The sequence below is a fragment of the Rossellomorea vietnamensis genome (assembly GCF_025398035.1).
In the GTDB taxonomy this organism is placed as follows: domain Bacteria; phylum Bacillota; class Bacilli; order Bacillales; family Bacillaceae_B; genus Rossellomorea; species Rossellomorea vietnamensis_B.
Map to the genome: position 1 here is coordinate 4,040,310 of NZ_CP104558.1, position 19,873 is coordinate 4,060,182.

At 38.7% G+C, this 19,873-nt stretch carries 30 protein-coding genes; 29 read left to right on the plus strand and 1 reads right to left on the minus strand.

What is annotated here, in order from left to right; all coding sequences use genetic code 11:
* Nucleotides 1–12 precede the first annotated feature (12 nt).
* The 9 genes from N5C46_RS20655 to N5C46_RS20695 all read left to right on the plus strand — a co-directional run bounded on the left by N5C46_RS20655 (nucleotide 13) and on the right by N5C46_RS20695 (nucleotide 7,765).
* Entirely contained in the window at nucleotides 13–648 is a 636-nt protein-coding gene (locus N5C46_RS20655; RefSeq protein WP_261750052.1) for a hypothetical protein, read from the plus strand.
* A gap of 461 nt (nucleotides 649–1,109) precedes the next feature.
* Entirely contained in the window at nucleotides 1,110–2,018 is a 909-nt protein-coding gene (locus tag N5C46_RS20660; protein ID WP_261750053.1) for an alpha/beta hydrolase, read from the plus strand.
* Nucleotides 2,019–2,095: 77 nt separating this feature from the next.
* Nucleotides 2,096–2,854 carry a serine hydrolase gene (locus tag N5C46_RS20665; RefSeq protein WP_261752392.1) on the plus strand — a complete coding sequence of 253 codons (759 nt, stop codon included), beginning with the start codon at nucleotides 2,096–2,098 and terminating at the stop codon, nucleotides 2,852–2,854.
* Nucleotides 2,855–3,398: 544 nt separating this feature from the next.
* The gene (locus N5C46_RS20670) at nucleotides 3,399–3,926 is read left to right on the plus strand and encodes a cysteine hydrolase family protein (protein ID WP_261750054.1); all 528 of its coding nucleotides are present in this window, start codon (nucleotides 3,399–3,401) and stop codon (nucleotides 3,924–3,926) included.
* 47 nt (nucleotides 3,927–3,973) lie between these two features.
* Nucleotides 3,974–4,963: a S66 family peptidase gene (locus tag N5C46_RS20675; RefSeq protein ID WP_261750055.1), complete on the plus strand. Its 990-nt coding sequence runs from the start codon at nucleotides 3,974–3,976 to the stop codon at nucleotides 4,961–4,963.
* 171 nt (nucleotides 4,964–5,134) lie between these two features.
* Nucleotides 5,135–5,875, plus strand: coding sequence for a GNAT family N-acetyltransferase (locus N5C46_RS20680; RefSeq protein WP_261750056.1), 741 nt, complete (start codon nucleotides 5,135–5,137; stop codon nucleotides 5,873–5,875).
* 108 nt (nucleotides 5,876–5,983) lie between these two features.
* Entirely contained in the window at nucleotides 5,984–6,778 is a 795-nt protein-coding gene (locus N5C46_RS20685; protein ID WP_261750057.1) for an aminoglycoside adenylyltransferase domain-containing protein, read from the plus strand.
* Between the two features lie 105 nt (nucleotides 6,779–6,883).
* Nucleotides 6,884–7,345 carry a GNAT family N-acetyltransferase gene (locus N5C46_RS20690; RefSeq protein ID WP_261750058.1) on the plus strand — a complete coding sequence of 154 codons (462 nt, stop codon included), beginning with the start codon at nucleotides 6,884–6,886 and terminating at the stop codon, nucleotides 7,343–7,345.
* Between the two features lie 138 nt (nucleotides 7,346–7,483).
* Nucleotides 7,484–7,765 carry a hypothetical protein gene (locus N5C46_RS20695; RefSeq protein ID WP_261750059.1) on the plus strand — a complete coding sequence of 94 codons (282 nt, stop codon included), beginning with the start codon at nucleotides 7,484–7,486 and terminating at the stop codon, nucleotides 7,763–7,765.
* Nucleotides 7,766–7,858: 93 nt separating this feature from the next.
* Here the strand turns inward: N5C46_RS20695 and N5C46_RS20700 are convergent, their stop codons facing one another.
* Nucleotides 7,859–8,428, minus strand: coding sequence for a dienelactone hydrolase family protein (locus N5C46_RS20700; RefSeq protein ID WP_261750060.1), 570 nt, complete (start codon nucleotides 8,426–8,428; stop codon nucleotides 7,859–7,861).
* Nucleotides 8,429–8,647: 219 nt separating this feature from the next.
* Here N5C46_RS20700 and N5C46_RS20705 point away from each other — a divergent pair, with 219 nt between their 5' ends.
* The 20 genes from N5C46_RS20705 to N5C46_RS20800 all read left to right on the plus strand — a co-directional run bounded on the left by N5C46_RS20705 (nucleotide 8,648) and on the right by N5C46_RS20800 (nucleotide 19,847).
* Nucleotides 8,648–9,025: a hypothetical protein gene (locus N5C46_RS20705; protein ID WP_061809443.1), complete on the plus strand. Its 378-nt coding sequence runs from the start codon at nucleotides 8,648–8,650 to the stop codon at nucleotides 9,023–9,025.
* 76 nt (nucleotides 9,026–9,101) lie between these two features.
* Entirely contained in the window at nucleotides 9,102–9,596 is a 495-nt protein-coding gene (locus tag N5C46_RS20710; RefSeq protein WP_261750061.1) for an AAA family ATPase, read from the plus strand.
* 94 nt (nucleotides 9,597–9,690) lie between these two features.
* Nucleotides 9,691–10,107, plus strand: a complete 417-nt coding sequence (locus N5C46_RS20715; protein ID WP_261750062.1) for an NUDIX hydrolase — start codon at nucleotides 9,691–9,693, stop codon at nucleotides 10,105–10,107.
* A 52-nt stretch (nucleotides 10,108–10,159) separates the two neighbouring features.
* On the plus strand, nucleotides 10,160–10,597 hold the full coding sequence (locus N5C46_RS20720; protein ID WP_261750063.1) for a VOC family protein: 438 nt from the start codon (nucleotides 10,160–10,162) through the stop codon (nucleotides 10,595–10,597).
* Between the two features lie 15 nt (nucleotides 10,598–10,612).
* Nucleotides 10,613–11,266 (plus strand): DUF3108 domain-containing protein, encoded by a 654-nt coding sequence (locus N5C46_RS20725; protein ID WP_261750064.1) that lies wholly within the window; start codon nucleotides 10,613–10,615, stop codon nucleotides 11,264–11,266.
* A gap of 19 nt (nucleotides 11,267–11,285) precedes the next feature.
* Nucleotides 11,286–12,176 carry a hypothetical protein gene (locus tag N5C46_RS20730; RefSeq protein ID WP_261750065.1) on the plus strand — a complete coding sequence of 297 codons (891 nt, stop codon included), beginning with the start codon at nucleotides 11,286–11,288 and terminating at the stop codon, nucleotides 12,174–12,176.
* Nucleotides 12,177–12,189: 13 nt separating this feature from the next.
* Nucleotides 12,190–12,390: a hypothetical protein gene (locus N5C46_RS20735; protein ID WP_261750066.1), complete on the plus strand. Its 201-nt coding sequence runs from the start codon at nucleotides 12,190–12,192 to the stop codon at nucleotides 12,388–12,390.
* A gap of 54 nt (nucleotides 12,391–12,444) precedes the next feature.
* The gene (locus N5C46_RS20740) at nucleotides 12,445–12,789 is read left to right on the plus strand and encodes a cell division protein FtsK (RefSeq protein ID WP_261750067.1); all 345 of its coding nucleotides are present in this window, start codon (nucleotides 12,445–12,447) and stop codon (nucleotides 12,787–12,789) included.
* A gap of 14 nt (nucleotides 12,790–12,803) precedes the next feature.
* Nucleotides 12,804–13,016 carry a DUF3951 domain-containing protein gene (locus N5C46_RS20745; RefSeq protein WP_261750068.1) on the plus strand — a complete coding sequence of 71 codons (213 nt, stop codon included), beginning with the start codon at nucleotides 12,804–12,806 and terminating at the stop codon, nucleotides 13,014–13,016.
* Between the two features lie 82 nt (nucleotides 13,017–13,098).
* Nucleotides 13,099–13,470 carry a VOC family protein gene (locus N5C46_RS20750; protein WP_079532819.1) on the plus strand — a complete coding sequence of 124 codons (372 nt, stop codon included), beginning with the start codon at nucleotides 13,099–13,101 and terminating at the stop codon, nucleotides 13,468–13,470.
* Between the two features lie 140 nt (nucleotides 13,471–13,610).
* On the plus strand, nucleotides 13,611–13,928 hold the full coding sequence (locus N5C46_RS20755; protein ID WP_061809434.1) for a PadR family transcriptional regulator: 318 nt from the start codon (nucleotides 13,611–13,613) through the stop codon (nucleotides 13,926–13,928).
* Nucleotides 13,915–14,481, plus strand: a complete 567-nt coding sequence (locus tag N5C46_RS20760; RefSeq protein ID WP_261750069.1) for a DUF2812 domain-containing protein — start codon at nucleotides 13,915–13,917, stop codon at nucleotides 14,479–14,481. Before N5C46_RS20755 ends, N5C46_RS20760 begins: the two co-directional genes overlap by 14 nt.
* A gap of 233 nt (nucleotides 14,482–14,714) precedes the next feature.
* Nucleotides 14,715–15,200, plus strand: a complete 486-nt coding sequence (locus N5C46_RS20765; protein ID WP_261750070.1) for an NUDIX hydrolase — start codon at nucleotides 14,715–14,717, stop codon at nucleotides 15,198–15,200.
* A 34-nt stretch (nucleotides 15,201–15,234) separates the two neighbouring features.
* A complete protein-coding gene (locus N5C46_RS20770; protein ID WP_261750071.1) occupies nucleotides 15,235–15,954 on the plus strand; it encodes an alpha/beta fold hydrolase in 720 nt (239 codons plus the stop codon).
* Between the two features lie 30 nt (nucleotides 15,955–15,984).
* Entirely contained in the window at nucleotides 15,985–16,527 is a 543-nt protein-coding gene (locus tag N5C46_RS20775) for an HAD-IIIA family hydrolase (protein WP_261750072.1), read from the plus strand.
* An 18-nt stretch (nucleotides 16,528–16,545) separates the two neighbouring features.
* The gene (locus tag N5C46_RS20780) at nucleotides 16,546–16,830 is read left to right on the plus strand and encodes a hypothetical protein (protein ID WP_261750073.1); all 285 of its coding nucleotides are present in this window, start codon (nucleotides 16,546–16,548) and stop codon (nucleotides 16,828–16,830) included.
* A gap of 5 nt (nucleotides 16,831–16,835) precedes the next feature.
* Nucleotides 16,836–17,255, plus strand: coding sequence for a GNAT family N-acetyltransferase (locus N5C46_RS20785; RefSeq protein WP_261750074.1), 420 nt, complete (start codon nucleotides 16,836–16,838; stop codon nucleotides 17,253–17,255).
* Nucleotides 17,256–17,541: 286 nt separating this feature from the next.
* Nucleotides 17,542–18,273, plus strand: coding sequence for a class I SAM-dependent methyltransferase (locus N5C46_RS20790; RefSeq protein WP_261750075.1), 732 nt, complete (start codon nucleotides 17,542–17,544; stop codon nucleotides 18,271–18,273).
* Nucleotides 18,274–18,352: 79 nt separating this feature from the next.
* Nucleotides 18,353–18,775: a metallothiol transferase FosB gene (gene fosB, locus N5C46_RS20795; RefSeq protein WP_261750076.1), complete on the plus strand. Its 423-nt coding sequence runs from the start codon at nucleotides 18,353–18,355 to the stop codon at nucleotides 18,773–18,775.
* 10 nt (nucleotides 18,776–18,785) lie between these two features.
* A complete protein-coding gene (locus tag N5C46_RS20800; RefSeq protein WP_261750077.1) occupies nucleotides 18,786–19,847 on the plus strand; it encodes a serine hydrolase domain-containing protein in 1,062 nt (353 codons plus the stop codon).
* The last annotated feature ends 26 nt before the right edge of the window (nucleotides 19,848–19,873 follow it).

Below are 19,873 nucleotides of genomic sequence, written 5' to 3' on the forward strand. Positions count from 1 at the left end.
GGATGTGGAACTATGTCAGTTGTCGGTATCTTAGGAATGACTCATGATGAAGGTATGCAAAAAAAGTATAATTTTCCGTTGTCGCGATTGGAAGAATTAATAGCAGAATTTCAGCCTGATGTCATTTGTGGAGAAGTTCACCCATCAAGCTGGGATCTCTATTTAAATACGGGTGAACCATTTGGCATTCTGGGAGAGACACAAAATGAGTATCCTGATTTGATATTCCCTTTATGTAAGAAAAAGGGTATTGCATTTGTTCCAGTGAATTGGTTTGAAGAGGATGTATTTGAAGAAGGTCCTTTTGATATATATGATGCAGAAACAAAGAGTAAATTAGAAAAAGAATTAGAGAGTTGGAATGATAAAAAACTATATGCGTGGAATGAAGGGAATATCCCTTTTAACTCTTTCGAATATGATGCTATTACAAAAGAAATGTATAACTGGTTACATTCAGTTAACCCTGAAGTTCAAAATATTGTATGGAATTCCAGACACTATATTATGGCTGCACGTGTGAAAAGGGCTGCCAAGAAGTATCCTGATAAAAGGATTCTTTGCATCCATGGAGCCGACCACAATTACTGGTATTATCAATCGCTAAAGGCTGAGGAAGGTATTGAGTTGGTATATCCACTGAAATAATATCTAATATTATCTTCGGTAGCAATGAGGACAGGTCTCTTGTTTCTAAAATAGGGGCCGCGTACCTGTCCCTGTGGTGTCTTGGTATTCACATATAAAGAGAATTCGACACTGTGGCATGAATATCGGAAATCTCGCTTGATAGTCTCTGAAACCCGCACAATTGTTACGTAAGCGGCATGATTAATTTAAATCCCGCATGAAATTTCTATATCCCGCATGAATCTACTCCACCCCTCTTTTTAATGGAATGAGAAGGAAAGGCTGAATGATTGAAAAGAGTATTTGGTAGAGAATATTTCAAAAAAACGTCCCAGGGGACGTTTTTTTATGAAAATGGGACCATTTCACCGATCAACTAAATGTTTGGGGGGAAGATTTAGTATTGGAATTTAATGAAACCCGAGCATTGCTCAAAATTGAAAAATTTGAAATAATTAACATTAGAGATAGCGAAAGGATTGAGAGCTATTAATCAACTGATCAAAATCAACGACCACAAAATGGAAGTTCTTCTTAAAGGGAATAAAGGTCCGCTTGTTATTATTCTTACAGGGATGGGCTGCTCATTTGAGGAGTGGTATGAGGTAATAGAAAATTTAAGTGAATCGTCTAGAGTTCTAACGTTTCATCGACAAGGACTGGGGAAGAGTGAGATTGGGAGTGGTATTCAAAATACAGCATCAACCGTTCGTGATTTAGCCGAAATCCTCAACCACTTTCAAATCGACGAGCCATTTTATTTAATGGGACACTCGTTTGGCGGCCTATGTGTTCAACACTTCGCTAAAGTGCATCCTGAAAAGGTGGCCGGAGTGATATTAGTGGACTCGACTTCTGTTAACTTAAAAGAATTAGAGAAGCTTGATCTACCTGTATTAAACCAAGACACAGATGAATCGTGGATTGAAAAGAGCTTGGAGTATTCAACCAAGAGTGAACAAGAACTATTGGAAATACTGAAGCCTTCACTTACGGAAAAACAACATCAATTTTCAAAGGCCATTCAGCAAAAACTGTTGGACTTTCAAGTGAGTCCATTACTTTATAAAGCGATGGCATCAGAGATCAAGGAATGGACGAAAGATGCAGAAGTTATCAGGAGTCTAGGAGATTTTCCTGATGTTCCATTAATCGTAATTGGACGGGATAAGGAATATACGATTCAATCTGAATTAGGAAATGGCATACCTGAATGGGAGTTACGAGTTTTTGAAGAGAAGTGGGAAGAGCTTATCACCAACCAGAGTAAATTGTCTTTAAAGGGTGAATTAGTTTTTGCGCGACATTCAGGACATTCTGTGTTCCTTGAGCGACCGGATTTGATTATTGACTGTCTACATAAAATGGTAGGACGGGTGCAAAACTAGATACTTAATTTCAATAAGGCTTTGATTGGGTTCTTCTAATAAATATCTGTCCAAGAAAAACGAAGTAGGTGAAAAAACTGAATAACGTAATAGAAAAAATGAAAGAAGTAGAGGTTGGAGAAGTAGGGATAACGATCTATTCCACAAAAGAAAATAAAGAATGGATCTCTTTAAATAGCGAGCTCACAATCCCCCTCGCATCAGCGGCAAAAGTGGCAATCGCATTTTGCGTAGCGAAGTGGGTGGAGGATGATTTGCTTAAATGGGATGCCATTGTGAAAGAAGTATCCTTAAATCCAGAAGAGGATAGCAAAGAACTTTACCCTCACTTACAAAATAGGCAAACCCTTCCGTTGAGGGAAGCGGTTGAAGTAATGATTGCCTGCCACGATAGCTATATTGCCAGAAGCATTGTTGAATGTTGTGGCGGTTGGGAAAGGGTAAATAAGTCCCTCCAGTCTTTTTATCCCTCCATACATGTTACTGAAAACCCAAGGGATGTTGATAATAAAGCTCAGCTAAACGAAATGCTAGATTTGATGATTCGTATCTATCAAGGGTACAAAACAAAGCCTCTCTTATGGACACCGATCATGAATGGATTGGTTAGACAAAAGGGAAATATAGGACAAATACCAGTGCACCATTTAAACCATATGACAGGTGGTCTGGAAGATGCAGCTGTTGATATCGGTATAATGGGTGACTTCAATGAAAACCCTTATCTCTTTGCATTAGGGGCGGTTAACTTACCTAATCGATTAAACCATCAGGATTCTGACCATAAGATTATGGAAGCGATGGAGTTGCTTTATGGTGAATATGTAAAGCAGTAAGCAGCTTTATTTAGGTATCGGGAATGATGGGGGAATGTTCGTGCATCCAATAACGCTATTAGAAATAACAATGTGTGCTGTATTTATCCTGATCCTCTTTGCAATCACATTTTTATTACCTAAAAAGAGCAGGAAATGAAGTTTCATTATCGCGTCCTCAATAACTCTAATAGTCCTTTCATTCTTCGTGATTCGACCCTATTGGATTGATTATCAAGTATCACATAAGACAGAACAACTAAACTATTTTCTTGAAAAAAAATACCCCGATCAAGAATGGAAAATTGATCATCAAACAAGGAGGCAATTCAATCCTTATCATTTAAAGGTTGAGTTTGAAAACGAAAAAGGCTGGATTTACACATACTCAGTGGTAGATGAAAAGACTATTTGCCAAACCGCTTGGACACCTCCAGAGGGAAGTTTGCCAAAGGAAGGGAAGCATTATGAACGGGTTCAGTGTGAATAAGTATAGATTAAAGAAGGGCGAATGTAAAAGTATCTTATTGTAGTTTCCAACGTACGTTTTATTTCAAGGGGGAAAATGATGAAGAATGCACTACTAATTATAGACGTTCAGAATGGAATGTTTCAGGAAGGTAACGTTGTGTACAAAGGAAAAAGATTACTACAAACTTTGAAAGATCTAATAGAAAAAGCACGCTCTAACGAGACATTGATATTCTTTATACAGCATAATGCACCAACAGGAAAACCATTAGAGCATAGTACAAGGGGATGGGAGATCCATCCTGAAATCACTCCAAACCCTCAAGATGTCATCATTCAAAAAACGACTCCGGATTCATTTTATAATACTTCTTTAGATGATGAACTGAAAAAACAAGGGATTGAACATTTGATCATTGCGGGAATTCAAACAGAAGCATGTGTAGATACAACGTGCAGAAGAGCTTTTAGTTTGGATTACAAGGTCACTTTAATTTCAGATGCACACAGCACTTGGGATTCGCAAGATATCACGGCCCAACAAATTATAAACCATCATAATGGCGTGTTGCGTTGGTTTGCAGATGTCTACCCAAGTAACGATATTACGTTTGATAGTTGAGTGTGCAACTATACATATTGTTAACACAATAAAGGACGGTGGCTTCCATGAATAAATTAAACCCAGGCGACAAAGTGGGGATCTTCACTCCATCATCACCAGCAACAGTTACAGCAAGAAAACGATATGAACGGGCAAAATCATTCCTGGAGAGCAAAGGTTTATCTATAGTCGAAGGGAATTTGACAGGAAAGGCTGAAGGATATCGCTCAGGTACCCCTAAAGAGCGCGCAAATGAATTAAATGAGTTATTGCGAGATCCAGAAATCAAAATGGTGATGTCCACGATAGGCGGCACCAATTCTAATAGCCTTTTACCCTACATAGATTACGAAGCGTTCATAAGAAATCCGAAGATCGTAGTAGGTTACTCAGATGCAACGGCTATCCTTCTTGCTCTTTATCATAAAACAAATATCACTACTTATTATGGTCCTGCACTCATTCCTTCCTTTGGTGAATTTGAACCATTAGTGAATGATACGTACCAATACTTTGTTAACTACTTTATGACAGAAAGCAGTCTTCCTTATGAAGTTCCCATGCCTACATATTGGTCTGATGAACCTGTAAATTGGTTAGACAAAACAAAAGAAAAAACTCTGTACCGAAATGAATGGATAACAAGAAACACCGGAGTCGCGGAAGGTCGATTAATAGGTGGAAATGTAAATGCGATGTATGGTTTTATTGGTACGGACTATTTCCCTCCTATAAAAAATGGGGATGTCTTGCTGATAGAAGATTGTGCGAAAGATGCGTCGATAGTGGAAAAGAACTTTGCAATGTTAAAACTGCACGGAATCTTTGAAAAGGTGTCAGGGATCATTTTGGGGAAACATGAGGGATTTGATGATTTAGGAACGGGTAAGATGCCAATCGATATTCTTATGGAACAACTAGACGGCAAAGAGATTCCTATTTTAGCTGAGTTTGATACGTGCCACACTCATCCCATGCACCCTTTGGCTATAGGAAAGAAAGTAAAAGTAGATACAAGGACAAAGTCAGTCCATTGTATTGAAGCGTGGATGTAGACTATATTGATTCATTCATTGCGAATGGTTATCTTGAATTCAAATCTGGGCTTATCCTGAATAAGGATGAGCTTCTTTTTTATTGGAAAATTTTCTTGAGTAAGATGATTGAATTTGAAATAATTGGTATGAAGATGAAAGTATAGGTTTATGGGAAGGGGTGACGCGAAGATGATGAAAAAAGCTTTCAGTTCAGATTTAATGGCAAGAATAAAATTGATAAAAGGAGAAAACTTTGTAACGGTTGAAAATACAAAAAATCTGACAGACCAAGAACTAATCCAACTCATCCCATATTTAATGAGGGAGTCATCTATTAATACTTGCAAAAATGTAAATATCCTTGTGGATAGTCAATGTAGCAAAGAGGTAGACTCCCTTTTGAAAGAGTATGAGTTTACGTTACATGACGAACACGTTACTGTTCACAAAGTCCTTGATGAATCATCCAACATGCAAGGCGGATTCACATTAAAGAATTTACACGACCTTCCGTTAGCCGAGTTTAAAAAGGTCTGGGAAGCTTCGATGGAAGGATCACTAAATTCGCCATCTTCATTAAATATCGATGAACAGATGCGAAGCGTAGAAGTGGAACTGGGTCCTAACTATAAGAAGTCTTGTATGGTTGCTTATGAAAATGGAACTCCAATCGGAGTCACGATGCCTCATATAGAACCTGGAACGTTAGAAGAGGGAAGGATTTTTTATTTCGGGATCCTTCCAAGCGAAAGAGGGAAAGGGAAAAGCAAACTTCTCCACCAACAATCGCTAGAAATCTTAAAAAAAGACTTTAACGCTTCTTATTACATTGGCTCAACTGGACACAACAACCTCCCGATGCTTAAGACATTCCAGAATAACGGTTGTACGGTGATAGAACGGAATAAAGTGTTTAAAAGGAAGAATTGAAACATAGTGTTGAGTAGTTCTTAATGTAGCGGGGACAAATACATAAGGTGATCTTCAATCAAGTATTGTCTTGTATTGGGGAGGTTAATGAAAAAAGGAGAATAGTAGATGAGCTTAATGGAGTCGTTCTCAGCTGAAGTTGAAAGTATTATTGCAAGTATACAAGAAGAACTCACTACTATATTAAACGATGACCTTGCTGGATTGTATATTCACGGCTCCTTAGCAATGGGGGGATTTAATCCAGACAAAAGCGATATTGATTTATTAGTCGTCACGAAAAAATCTAATACAGTTGAAACGAAAAGGAAGTTAGCTAAATTCTTTTTGACTTGTTCCAATTCCCCATACCCAGTCGAAATCAGTTTTATTAATAAGGAACAATTAAAAGATTGGCAGCACCCTTGTCCATTTGAATTCCATTATAGTGAGTTCTGGAGAGAGCGGTATGAACATGATTTGGCAAGGAACACACACGAATTTTTAGGTGAAGGTAGTGGCACTGATCCGGATTTAGCAGCCCATATCACTATTTTACATAATAGGGGGATTTGTGTGACAGGCGAACCTATTGCAGAAACCTTTCCCGTAGTTCCGCATTCAGATTATCTATCGTCAATAGTCGGAGATTTTCAAGAATGTCTAGATCGCATTCAAGAAGACCCCGTTTATTGCACGCTAAATATGATTAGAGTGTTTTGGTATGTAAAAGAAGGAGTCATTTCTTCAAAGGAAGAGGCTGGACGTTGGGGTTTAGCGAATTTGCCGAAAGAATTGAGCAGCACCGTCAATAAAATAATTGATTGTTATTCGAGTGAAAAAGATGATTGTCAATTTGAGAATGATGAACTATTAAGGTTTAGGAATTATGTTGCTAATAATGTGCAGATCATCTTAAGCTAAGGCTTTAATGACTTAGGATCAGCTAATTGTCCCGTTACTTCGAATTGAGATACCGATTTTGCAAGCACATAGAACAATGATTTTCTTACTTAAACAGGAGGCTTTATGATTTATAAATTTAATGTTATGACACAAGAAGAGGCAGAAAATATTGCATTTAATTGGCATTACGATGGTGACTATTCATTTTATGATATGGAAGCGGATGCAGAAGATTTAGAAGAATTTTTAAACCCGGAAGAACGTGGGAATACAATGTTTGCTGTTTCAAAAGATAAGGAACTGGTTGCCTTCTTCAGTGTCAGTAAAATAGCTGACGGAATTTTTGATATTGGTTTAGGAATGAGACCGGATTTAACTGGTAAGGGTAATGGAATTGAATTTTTAAGGGCAGGTATGAACTATGTACAATCAGAATTCAAACCTAAAAAAATCACATTGTCTGTAGCAACCTTTAATCAGAGGGCGATAAAACTATACAGAAAAGTTGGATTTAAAGATGTAGAGACTTTTATGCAAGATACAAATGGCAGCACATTTGAGTTTCTGAAGATGGAATATAAATGAAGCATGGGGACGGTTCTTCTGCTTCCTTCTTATCGAAAAGGAAGCACAGGAACCGTCCCCGCGCTTCCCTGGCTAACAATGAAGATAGATGAATAAAATTATTAAACAAATAATGATGAAGAGGCGATTAAACTGAGAATGGTTAAGATAATTTTAGGGACTATTGGAAGTGTAATCTTGGGCTTACTATTTATGGGTGGAGGATTAGATGTAGACGATATAAGATTTCAGAAAAATATAAGGAAGTTAAAAAAAGAGGCGTGGTTCAAGGAGCTTAGCGATAATGCCATTTATTATGAACGGATATTTCATAATGAAGTAGTACGAGAATACTTACTTCAGGATAATATTGTTGGGAAAATAAAGAACGATGAGCAAGAAAGATATAAATTAATATCGCTCATCAAAACATCTTCTTGAAATGATCAGCTGAACATTCCGCCTTGGGACGGCTTGCTGCTTCGTGTTAGTCAAAAAAGGAAGCATAAGAACCGTCCCCATGCTTCCTGATGCCTATGCGAGAAATTCAAGAACCCGCTTGATCACTAGTTTCGTCGCGTCGGCATCGTAAGAGTGTATACTGCTGTCGGTGAAGAGGTGTTCCTTGCCGTCATACAGAAAAAGTTCAGCGTGATTGGCAGTCTTCACAAGTTCACGAGCTGCTTCAATGTCACCGTCTTCAACGAAGAAAGGATCTTCATTCATGGCATGAATCTGCACGGGCAAGTCGGCTGGCCATGGAGATTCGAACTCGGAGGTTGGGAGGCATGCATGGAAAAACAGTGCTCCTTTTGAGCCATTGCGTGTTTGAGCGAGCTGCTGTGCTGCCGGGACACCTAGTGAAAACCCAGCATAGACGACATCTTGAGAAAGGTCGCCGGCTGCCCGAATGCCACGCGCCGTCACTTCTCCAAATCCTATTTCCTTCACAAACCCCAATCCTTCCTCCAGTGAGGAAAATATTTGGCCATCAAATAAATCCGGCACATATACAATATGCCCCGCATCTCTCAATTGATCTGCGAATGCTTCAATCCCCTTCGTTTTACCCAAAACATGGTGGAACAACAAAACTTCTGCCATCATTTACGCCCCCATTTAAATACGTATTATGTATAAATTTCGACATAAATACTGTTTGACCTGCCAGAACCTTAACTTCTTCCCCAAGGTCTAGTGTTGAAAGGGATTGTTTAAATTTTCTTGCATTTTATAAGTAATATTTGAAATAATTGGAATTGAGAGTTACAACTTTTAAGAAACTAATGCTTACTCTTTTACTGAAAATAGGGAGGCGCCAATATGAAAGGTAAAGAATTAGTAGAGGCGGTAGACTTTAAAAAACTGACAATCGTAGAATTACAAATTAAATTTGAGGAACTAAAAGATAAATACCCAGAAAAGAAGATGATTTTTCTTACTCAATCTGCCACCATCGAGGCTGATTTTCAGATGCAACTAGCAGAAAATGTAGAAGAGGAGCCTATTCTGGGGCGTGCTCTGCAAGAATACGAGCTTAGTCCGGAAATAGACATTACTGACAAAACAATCGTAAATTCTACTGCTTGTATTTACTTAACGGATGTGAAGCTGACACCTTTAGCATCACCGAATTCACCTATTTATCTAGAGGAGTTTATTTTGTTTTCAGACCATTTATTAGGGTTAACAACTACGTAAGTTGTTCTACTAAAGGGAAATAGCTGAAGATCAGCTAATTGATCATTGGCTTATCTAATGATAGGGAGGCTTTAAAATGGGCGTCAAAAATTATTTGATCGAAGGCGTTTCCTGTACTGGCAAAACAACGATCTGTAATGAATTGCAGCGGCGGGGCTATCAAGCCATTCATGGTGACCGGGAATTGGCTTATCAAGGTGATCCGGAAACTGGTGAAAAGACCGATACTGCCTCTCACAAGAATCATATATGGGATTTGGATAAGGTAAAAGCGTTGGTCGATAACAAGAATGAGCCAGTAACATTTTTCTGCGGTGGTTCCCGTAACTTCCCGAAATTTATCGATCTATTTGATGGTGTGTTTATTCTGGAGGTCGATATTGAAACATTGAACCAACGCCTGGACGCTCGACCGGAAGATGAATTTGGAGGGAAGAAGTCGGAAAGGGAGCTCATAGTTCGTTTGCATGAGACGAAAGAAGACATTCCAAAGAACGGAATGATTATTGACGCGGCTGCACCGGTAGAGCACGTAGTCGATGCTATCGTAGGTCAAAGTGAAGGTAGCTGAGTGACAAAGTTTAGATAGACTTTTTGATCCGTAGTTGGTACTCCGTTAATATTTCAGGTTAGGTGTATTTTGAATATGGTTTAGGGGGGACTTTATGTTTGTAGTCAATGTAGAAGGTGCTATTCACCGAGATGGAAAGTGGCTATTAATCCTTAGAAGTGAAAAGGAGGAACACGCTGGAGGCACTCTTTCACTCGTAGGCGGGAAATGTGAAGTTGAAGGAGTTTCATCAGATATTCTAGAAAGAACTTTGATTCGAGAGATTTTTGAGGAAGTAGGTTGCGAGGTTACGGGGCTTAAATATGTAAATAGTTCTTCCTTTGATACTGACTCAGGGGTCCATGTAATTGATATCGTTTTTCTGTGCCATCACAAAACTGGAGAACCTTTCGCTAAAAGTACTGAAGAAGTTGATGATGTCATTTGGATGACTACCTTAGAAATTCTTGCCCATCCTGAACTACCTGTATATCTAAAGGAGAATATTAAACTGGCGGACAAGATGCTATAAGATCATTTGTATGTTAATTGTTAGCAATGCATAAGTACATAGGAGGACTAACATGAAAATCAACAGAATGGATCATATCAGTATCAACGTAAACGACCTTTCAATGGCTAAAGAGTTCTTTATTGATTTAGGACTTGAGGTAAAAGCCGAATGGGAGATGGATGGAGAACTGCTGGACAAGGTAGTTGGCATGAAAGATGTGAAAACCTCATGTGTAGGAATGGGATTGCCGGACGGTCATACATGGTTAGAACTCGTCAAGTATCGTACACCGTCAGATGAAAATGGTATTCAGCAAACGTTTCCCAACACATTGGGTATCCGCCATATTTGCTTTGCTGTTGATGATCTTGAAACCATGGTTGCCCATTTGAAAAGTAAGGGTACGGAAACCTTTAGTGAGATCCAGCAATATGAAGAAAGTTATAAGCTATGCTATGTCCGTGGTCCGGAGGGGATTATTTTAGAGCTGGCGGAGGAAATCAAATAATAAAGGGATGTAGATATGGAAAAGAGTAGAGCACAATCGATGAAAATAAGTGCAGAGGCAATAGTTGAGACTGAAGATGTAAAGGACATTTATCTTATTGAAAACGGAAAAGAAAAAAAGGTTGGTTCCACTACGGAGAAGGTAAAGTTTGTTCGTATCAACGGCCGGGAAGCAATTGAGAGAGTGCAAAAATTGAATTCCGGCATTATAGGCAATAGAAAAAGTATCACTGTAATGGAAAGGGCAACGTGTAAACCTATTTCATTCACTGATTACTTAAATGGCAGTCAACATGTGAAAGCCGAATATAGTGATGAAGAAGTACATATCGCGATTAAAGATAGTGAAAAAACCATCAAGCTAAATGGATACTATGTTGACACGTTTTCTGTGGAGCTGCTATTGCGTGTGCTGCAGTTGAAGTCTGGTTATTCCCTGCAATTAAATGGTTTCAATGCAACGCTTGAGTCAGAAGTTGATATTCACATTCAAGTAGTCGAGTCAGAGCTTGTCAAAAGAGGGTTTGACGAATATGTTGATGCTTGGAAGGTGAAAACGTATTTTGGAGAGACACTTCAATACTATTGGATTGATCAAGCCAGCAAAGAGCTGCTGAAACAATCTTCTCAGATTGGAGATGGACTGATATTGGAATTTCGTAGAGGATGAACAACAGAGGAGAATGAAAGTGAAAAGAAAAATCCAACCAACACCAGACACTATGAAGAAATGGATACAAACATTTGTGCCGGACAAAGACCTCTTTTTCCTCCCAGAAAAAAACCTTGCCATTTTTAAAGAATATCTAAGTAATGTCCTAGTGGTGCCCCACGAAGAGTTCAAAAACCATTCAACTTATAAACAGGTACAACTTGCAAACAGCTATGAATATTGGAATCTATCAAAGGAAGTTAAGTATGTACTGGTGACACCTCCAGGCTGGGTGAATCAGCTGCCAGTTGAGAAGAAAATCGAGCTTTTTCGGATTCAAGTGGAAGTGAACAGGGGATTGATTCATCCGATCTCTGACTTCTCTGTAGACACATCATATATTGGTAACAATGTTGTTGAAGTGAATGGAGAGAAGTATCTAGTCCTTCATAAAGCGATGTGGGAAGAACTCTCTTATGGTTATAAAGAAGAACTCATAACAGATATTGCCCAGCAATGGGAGGAGTGGACTTGCTATGATGTTCCGACCCAAACGCCTTCAAACTTAATTAAGTTTGCAAACACCTTCCCATCCACAGCAGGAAGTAATTGTTTATCGGCTACAATCTTCGCTATCACTGGACAAGAATGGATCATACATGAATGGGTACATCCCCAAACGTTTCTTCAAAGTTTAGAAAATGAGGATTATCACATGATCTCATCTGAAGCGATTAGAGCAGGTGATGTGCTTACATGGGAAAATACAGGCGGAATCATTCAACACGCCTCTTACTGTATAGACGATCTCTTCTTTTTTAACAAACGGGGACAGACCTTTTTTAATGCTTGGAGTATTGTGCATTTTGATGATCTTAAAGAAGATTGGGGTCATTATCATATGAAGAGCTTCCGGAAACATTCATAGGGAGGAGAGTGCCATGAATACATTCAAAGAACTGACCTCAAGTTTTTTACTGATCATTAGCTGGTTTCTGTTTGCCATAAGCGCATATCTCCTTTATTGGACGATCATTATGCCTGAGTATGTCATCATTCCGTTCCTTCTTTTTGCAGCTGCTGGTCTGCTGTGTTTTTACAGTTCAAGAAAGCTTGATGGTAGAGGGAAAGTTGAGACGTAAAATGGATATAGAGCTTTATTGATTCCAGCGGTTAGGAAGGTAGTGAAGGGGAAAATGGAAGTATTTAAAAAGATCGTCAATCTCCTTAATCAATTGAAGCAAGTATTTTACTCCTATGATGATGAAGGTTTCTCGACTGCTGAAAAAGAATACATTGATCGTATCAAGAATGCCAATCCCTATGGCATATTTGTCCTGATTTTTGGCGGGATATCCTTCGCATTCGGCCCCCAATATGTCATTTTCCCAATCATCACGTTGACGGTAGCCTTCTTTACAATCTGGACCTTTGATAAAGAAACAGAGGACAACCCGTGGACATTTCTTCTGGGGACCGTTCTATCTCTCACAGGATTGTATATGCATATGGTGGGAGCGGTTCATGTTCTCATTCTTTAAGGGGGGAAGGGTAGATGGAAATCATTAATCGCATTCAAGAAATTTTATCAATGGGACTTGCATTTGTTGTTTATCTTGCCATACCGGCGTTTATTATCATTAGAGCCATCCGAAAAAAGAAACTCCCCAACAATCAATACACTCCCCTGGACGATATCCTGGACGGGAAAGTGAGGGATCCTGAGGAAGAGACTGATGGTGCAAAGAATGGGCTAAAAGATGAATAATATGGAATTTTATGGAAAATTAAAGGAGAAGGGAATACAGAAAGCGAACTACTTGATATACCAGTATAAGGGAGAGAAGGATTTGAATAAATCATTCATTGAACAAGTGCATTATATTAGAATTCCAGTCAAGAATGTCGAACAGTCAGCACATTGGTACAGAGATATGTTGGGTCTAGAGCTATTAAATGTTAACGAAGAACTGGCCGCCATTAAGGTAAATGAAGGACCGTTCTTGCTGATCCTCATCCCAACGGAAGATGAAACCTTTGCCCATTTTACAGTGAACCAGGAACAGGAATTCAGCATTGGCTTTACAAGCCCGAGGCTGGGTGAATTTCATCAACACTTAACGGATCACGGGGTGAAGGTCGATGAGATAAAAGAAGATAGTGGTCATGCCTTTTTCCATTTTTACGATCCAGATGGCAATAAGCTGCAAGCCCACTGGTAATAGATAAGCCGATTTCCGAATGTACCGGAAATTGGCTTTTTTTAATGGAATTTCAAAAATATGGTTGACTATTCAGTTGAACTGTATTATCTTGTTAGTAAGCTGAACTATATAGTTGAACTGAATAAAAGGGTGAGAACATGAAACATAAATTATTGCCATTGTCTGAAACGATGCATTATATTTTATTAGCTCTCCGTGAGCCACTTCACGGATATGCGGCTATGCAGAAGATTGAAGAAATGAGTAATGGGACCGTTGTGTTAGCTGCCGGTACATTATACGGTGCGATTGAGAACCTGAATAAACACGGTTGGATCGAACCTGTTGGACATTCAGGCAGGAGAAAGATTTACAGTATCACTTCAGAAGGAAGCGCCATTTTGAAAATGGAGCAAGAAAGGCTCCTGCACATTGTATCCTTGTATGAAGGAAGTGAAGCGATTGAAGAAGTTTAAATGGTTCATCAATATTGAAAAGGAAGAACGCTGGCTGAACGAGCAATTACAAAAAGGTTATCGCTGCACAAACATCAGCGGTCTGGGAATATACACCTTCGAAAAAACCGATAAGAGCTATGTGATGCGACTTGACTATCAGGATTATCTATCCAAGAAAAAGCTGGAGGAATATAAGGGGATCTATGAGGATTTCGGTTGGAGCTACCTGAAGGGGTACTGGTTGAGTGGGATACGGTATTGGCAGAAAGAAAGCGATGATCAAAATGAAATCTTCTCAGACCGAGAATCAAAGAGTCAATACTATAAACGACTCATGGGCTATTCCTTTTGGTTTGGCATGATCTTTCTCATCTATTCGTTTGGCTATTACAAGGATCCAGAAATCTATCATGATGGTCTTTGGAATATGGAGAATGATTTATTCTGGAAAGCGTTTCTTTTTGAAACGCCATTCGCCCTGTTGAAACTGTTTCCTGCTTTTATGGTGGTTTTATTGACAGGGAGTTATTACAAGGCTTATCGGAAGTATACGATGTTGAAAGAGCAATAGATGGAGAAGGGCTTGTCCGGGGAGGATAAGTCCTTTTTATTGAAGTTTTCCTTGAGTAAGTTTCTTGATTTTGAAATAATTGGTAGTAAGTTACATAATTTCATCTTAACTTTTCTGTCACTCATTGTACCTTGTCGTTCTTAATTGGTGGGGGAATGAGATGGTATTGATGAATAGAATACAAGAACTACTAACGAGTGTGAAGGATCACTTCTTAGGGAGGACGAATAAGTATGTCAGATAAAAAGTATCATAGAGCTTTCGGTGTATATGGCATCTATATAAAAAATGGCAAACTCTTAGTAATACATAAAGGTGGGGGCCCCTATATTAATCGGTTTGACTTACCTGGAGGTAGTTTGGAAGAAGGTGAAAGTTTAGCAGAAGCGATGAGGAGAGAGTTTCTAGAAGAAACAGGTATAGAGATTGAAATCGAGGAACAAATCGGGGTTAGTGATTTCAAATTTCCTTCAGTGTGGAGAGATTTTACCAATGTTCATCATATTGCCGTCTATTATTCTGTGAGAAAGATCGGTGGGGAAATAGGCATTCCAGAACAGTTTGAAGGACAAGATTCATTAGGAGCTGTGTGGGTATCCGAACATGAGGTAACTCCGGAAAACGCATCCCCTTTAGTGATAAAAGCTTTTGAGTGGTTGGAAACCAATGAGCTGGGGCTGAACGCAGAGGTTTATGAAGAGTGGGAAGTTTTAAAATGACGGGTTTTAATAAAAATGATTGGGAGGACATTAAATGATTTTACATACAGAAGTATATGGAGAAGGGGAAACGATTGTTTTTCTCCATACGGGGTTACAAACTGGGACTACTGATTTTGAGAAACAAAGAGAGGTACTTCAAGAAAGCATGAAAGTCATAGTACCAGATTTAAGGGGACATGGAAAGTCAGTAAGTGATGATTTCAGCAACTATTTCGAAGACGCTGCAGATGATTTGAAGGAAACGCTTGATCATTTACAAGTTGATCAACTGCATTTAGTGGGGTGCTCACTGGGAGGGCTAGTGGGTTTGCGATTTGCCAAGAAATACCCGGAGCGATTACAAAGCTTAACTTTGTCTGGTATTACCTCTGATAAGCCGGATAATTGGGCGGACATGCATGCGCAAGATGTTCAATTCCAAAGAGAAGTATTGGAAAATAGCGAATTCACCAAGCAATTGGATCTGCAGCACGAATCCGACTGGAGACAGTTTATTTATATGGCCAGGGACGAAAACTGGTACCCATTTGAATATACATCTGACTTAGATAACATAAGTGCTCCGATCCTCTTTATGGTGGGTGAAGGGAATCCAGCAGAAGTTGAAACTGCCGCCAAATACCGGAACATACATAGTCACATACATGTGTGTGTCATTCCATTTGCGTCTCATTTAGTTCATGTGGAGAAACCTGATTTGTATACGGATGTCCTATTAGAATTTCTAAGTGAAGTACAAAGTAAGAGCTAATTTGTCTACCATAGGGGGAGTACCAAACCAATGAACATTGAAGCCGTTTTCGTTGACCGTGATGGAACGATTGGTGGTACGGGACACTTTATTCATCCGAAAGATTTCTCCCCGTATTCGTTCAGTCGAGATGCCTTACAATTGTTAAAGGATCATTCTATTAAAACATTTGTCTGTACGAATCAGCATAGAATTAGCAGGGGTGAAGCCACTCTCGATGATTTTTATAAGGAATTTCAATCTTATGGATTTGATGATGCCTTTATTTGTCCTCATACCTCAGAAGATGACTGCCATTGTCATAAGCCAAAACCAGGGATGCTTTTAGAAGCATCACAAAAACATAAGTTGGATTTAACTAAAACTGTATTTATCGGTGACGTTGGTTCAACGGATATGTTGGCAGCTCATTCTGTTGGAGCCATGAAGGTTTTAGTGCTTACGGGATGGGGACAGGGTTCTTTAAATCAGTACAGGGAAAACTGGGCAGATATTGATCCGGATTATGTTGCTGAAAATCTTTTGGACGCTGTTAAATGGGTCATAAGTAAAAGTAATCACCCTAATCGTTGACGGAAGGGGATAGATACTATGAATTCCGGCAAACAAGACAAAAATCAACGGCTTCGAATTGCCCAGAGTTTATATAGAAAGAAGAAGCATAGAAATATTAAATATAAAGATAGCAGAATGTGGTCAGCGGTTCTTGTTATTTCTGTCTTACTGGCATTGTGCATTCTAGTTATTACGGAGCTGTACTATATTGATAGTGGTGTATCATTGCCTGGATTTTTGAAGAAGATGGCGGAAGCTTTTAACCTTGTTTTCTGGAAGAAAGAATTTATATTTATGTTGAAAAATATTTATTTGGAGTGAATGGAATGATAAAAGAATTAATAGAAGAGAAGGAATGGCTAGAAGCATTTCCGGTTTTAAACGAATTAAGAACCGATCTGAACAAAAGCAAATATATTGGATTTCTCCAAAGTATGAGAGAAGAAGGATATAAGCTGTTTGCGATATATGTTAATGAAAAAGCTGTTGCAGTAACAGGAATAGCAATTCGAACCAACTTTTATTATGGGAAGCATGTTTTTGTTTATGACTTGGTTACTCAATTTTCACAACGTTCCAAAGGATACGGTGAACAATTACTTTCATATATACACCAATATGCTATTCAAAACGGGTGTGGGATCGTCGCGTTAGAATCAGGCTTATTTCGCGAAGAAGCACACAGATTTTATGAAACTAAAATGGGTTACGAAAAATTTTGTTACTCATTCAAAAAAGTTTTATAATTTTTTTCAAAAATAAAGTTGTGAAGTGAAGATAAATGTCTAAGTATGCATGTGAATATCGAAGAAAACGAAAACCAAATATCCATCCCCGTCGAATGGTAGATTGGAACAAATACTAATTTTGAGGAGCACGGCACCTGTCTCCGTGGCTCTTTTAGATGTATTTTTTTGAAAATTAGGAAATTAATGCTTGTTTATTCACTAAATTTCGTGTTAGAATACATTAATTTGTGTATTACGCGATGACAGAAATTAATAAAAAAGTAGTAGATTGGGAGATGTTTCGATGGAATTCAGAGGAGCTAGTGTTTATGATCAAACGGATTTTTTTTCGAATTATATGAAAAGAAGAAATAGACCAGACAGTCCAAACAATGCCATTGAAGGTCCAATTATTCATGAATTAATGGGAAGTATTCAAAATAAAAGCATCTTAGATTTAGGGTGTGGTGATGCCTCATTCGGAAAAGAACTCATCCTTAAAGGGGCAAAAAACTATACAGGAGTAGAAGGTTCAGCACAAATGGTGGAAGCTGCTCGGTCTAACTTACTTGAACAAAAAGGAACAATACACAATGAAACCATGGAAACGTATGATTATCCGCAAGATGCATTTGAACTTGTAACGTCCCGATTCGCTTTCCATTATGTTTCAGACATTAACCACCTGTTCCAAAATGTAAATAAAACGCTTAAAGAAGGCGGCAGATTTGTGTTTAGTATCCAGCATCCCCTTACCACTTCGTCATTTGCGAGTAAGCAAACCGGTGATAAACGTGGTAATTGGATTGTCGATGATTATTTCCATGATGGTGAAAGAAAAGAGCCCTGGATTGATCAAGTAGTGGTGAAGTATCACCGCACAATTGAACAATATTTTTCAGCACTTAGACAAGCTGGTTTTACCATATTGGATTTGCGAGAGGGTACACCAAAACGGGAGCATTTTAGTAGCGAAGAGGAATTTGTTAGAAGGCAACGGATTCCAGTCGTATTGGCTTTTTCATGTGTGAAGTAATGAATTCTAAAGATCATTTTTAGTATAAGTTGGCTTATCCAGAATAGGGTAAGCTTTTTAAATAGCAGAGGTGAATCTCATGAATATTAAAGGAATTAATCATTTTCTCTTCTCTGTTTCAGACCTGGAACGCTTCATCCGTTTTTACCAGCAAGTGTTCAATGCAAAGTTACTCGTAAAAGGGAAAACAACAGCCTACTTTGATCTTCATGGCTATTGGCTTGCCTTGAATGAGGAAAAGCATATCCCTAGGAATGAAATCTCACAATCTTATACTCACATAGCCTTTTCGATTGAAGAAGAAGATTTTGAGCAGGCGTATAAAGAGTTAACGGATTTGAAGGTAAACATTCTGCCAGGTCGAAAGCGAGACAGTCGTGATAAGAAATCAATTTATTTTACCGATTCAGATGGTCACACATTTGAGTTTCATAGTGGCACGTTGCAAGATCGAATCGATTATTATAAGGAAGCTAAACCTTATATGGAATTTTATGAGTAGGGGGGAAGCTATGCCGCTGATTAAACACGACTTGATCCTTGATCACAAAGACAATCCAATTTTCACACCAGTAGTTGACCACGTAAAATCAACTTTTAATAATGTCATCTGTTCAGGAGCCTCCACTCTTATCATTCATCAAGATTCCATTGTGTTGGAGCGGTACATAGGGAAGCAGTCGGGTAAAGGAGACGCTAGAACCGTTCAGGCTGATACTCAATTTCATGTTGCTTCAGTTAGAAAAAGCTACATCGGTTTTGCAGTTTCTTATGCATTGTACTATGGCTGCATAAACAGCATAGATGATCCAGTCTTATCCTATTTGCCTGAACTTGAAGAGAACACCTGGAAAGGTACAACGATAAGACATTTACTTACTCATACACATGGATTAACTCAACAGGCAAATGAAGACATTCGTGAGTTTACTCCAGGCTCAAGTTGGTCTTATAAGCAAATTGGGATCGAGGCTCTAACCCGAATTGTTAAACGAACAACAGGTAAATCAGTTGCAGATATCCTTCATGAAAGTGTCTTTACCCCTTTAGGGTTTACTGAATCCAATTGGTATTCACAGAAACACGAAAAGCTTGTCGATGTCGTGTTGCGTTATGAAGGGGATCAAGACTGGAAGACCAGTGAAAGCACTGAAGGGGAAAAAATGAACATGTATGTATCGACCAGGGAGCTCGCTTACTGGGGGTATCTCCATTTAAAAAAAGGAAAAGTGAATGGAAAGCAAATAGTTCCGAAAGAAATAATAGAGGTAGCTACTTCTCTCCAAAGTCCATCCACCCTCCATAAAGACTTACCTCAAAATGGATTCTTGTGGTTTGTCAAAGATTTACCAGCCAAAAAGACAGAGATAGGTGATCAAGTCCCTAAAGGTTCCTATCAAATACTTGGATTTACAAATGTAACCCTATTAGTCATCCCTGAAGAGGATATTGTAGCAGTTCGGATGTTTAATAGCTTTGGGTCTCCTGAGGGTTATGATTACTTATCCGACGTAAGGTCGTTTGGGGATACGGTTATAGCGTGTGTGAAGAATGAATCCGAAGTGAAAAAATAAGAGAGAGAAAATAAAGAGTTGGCGAG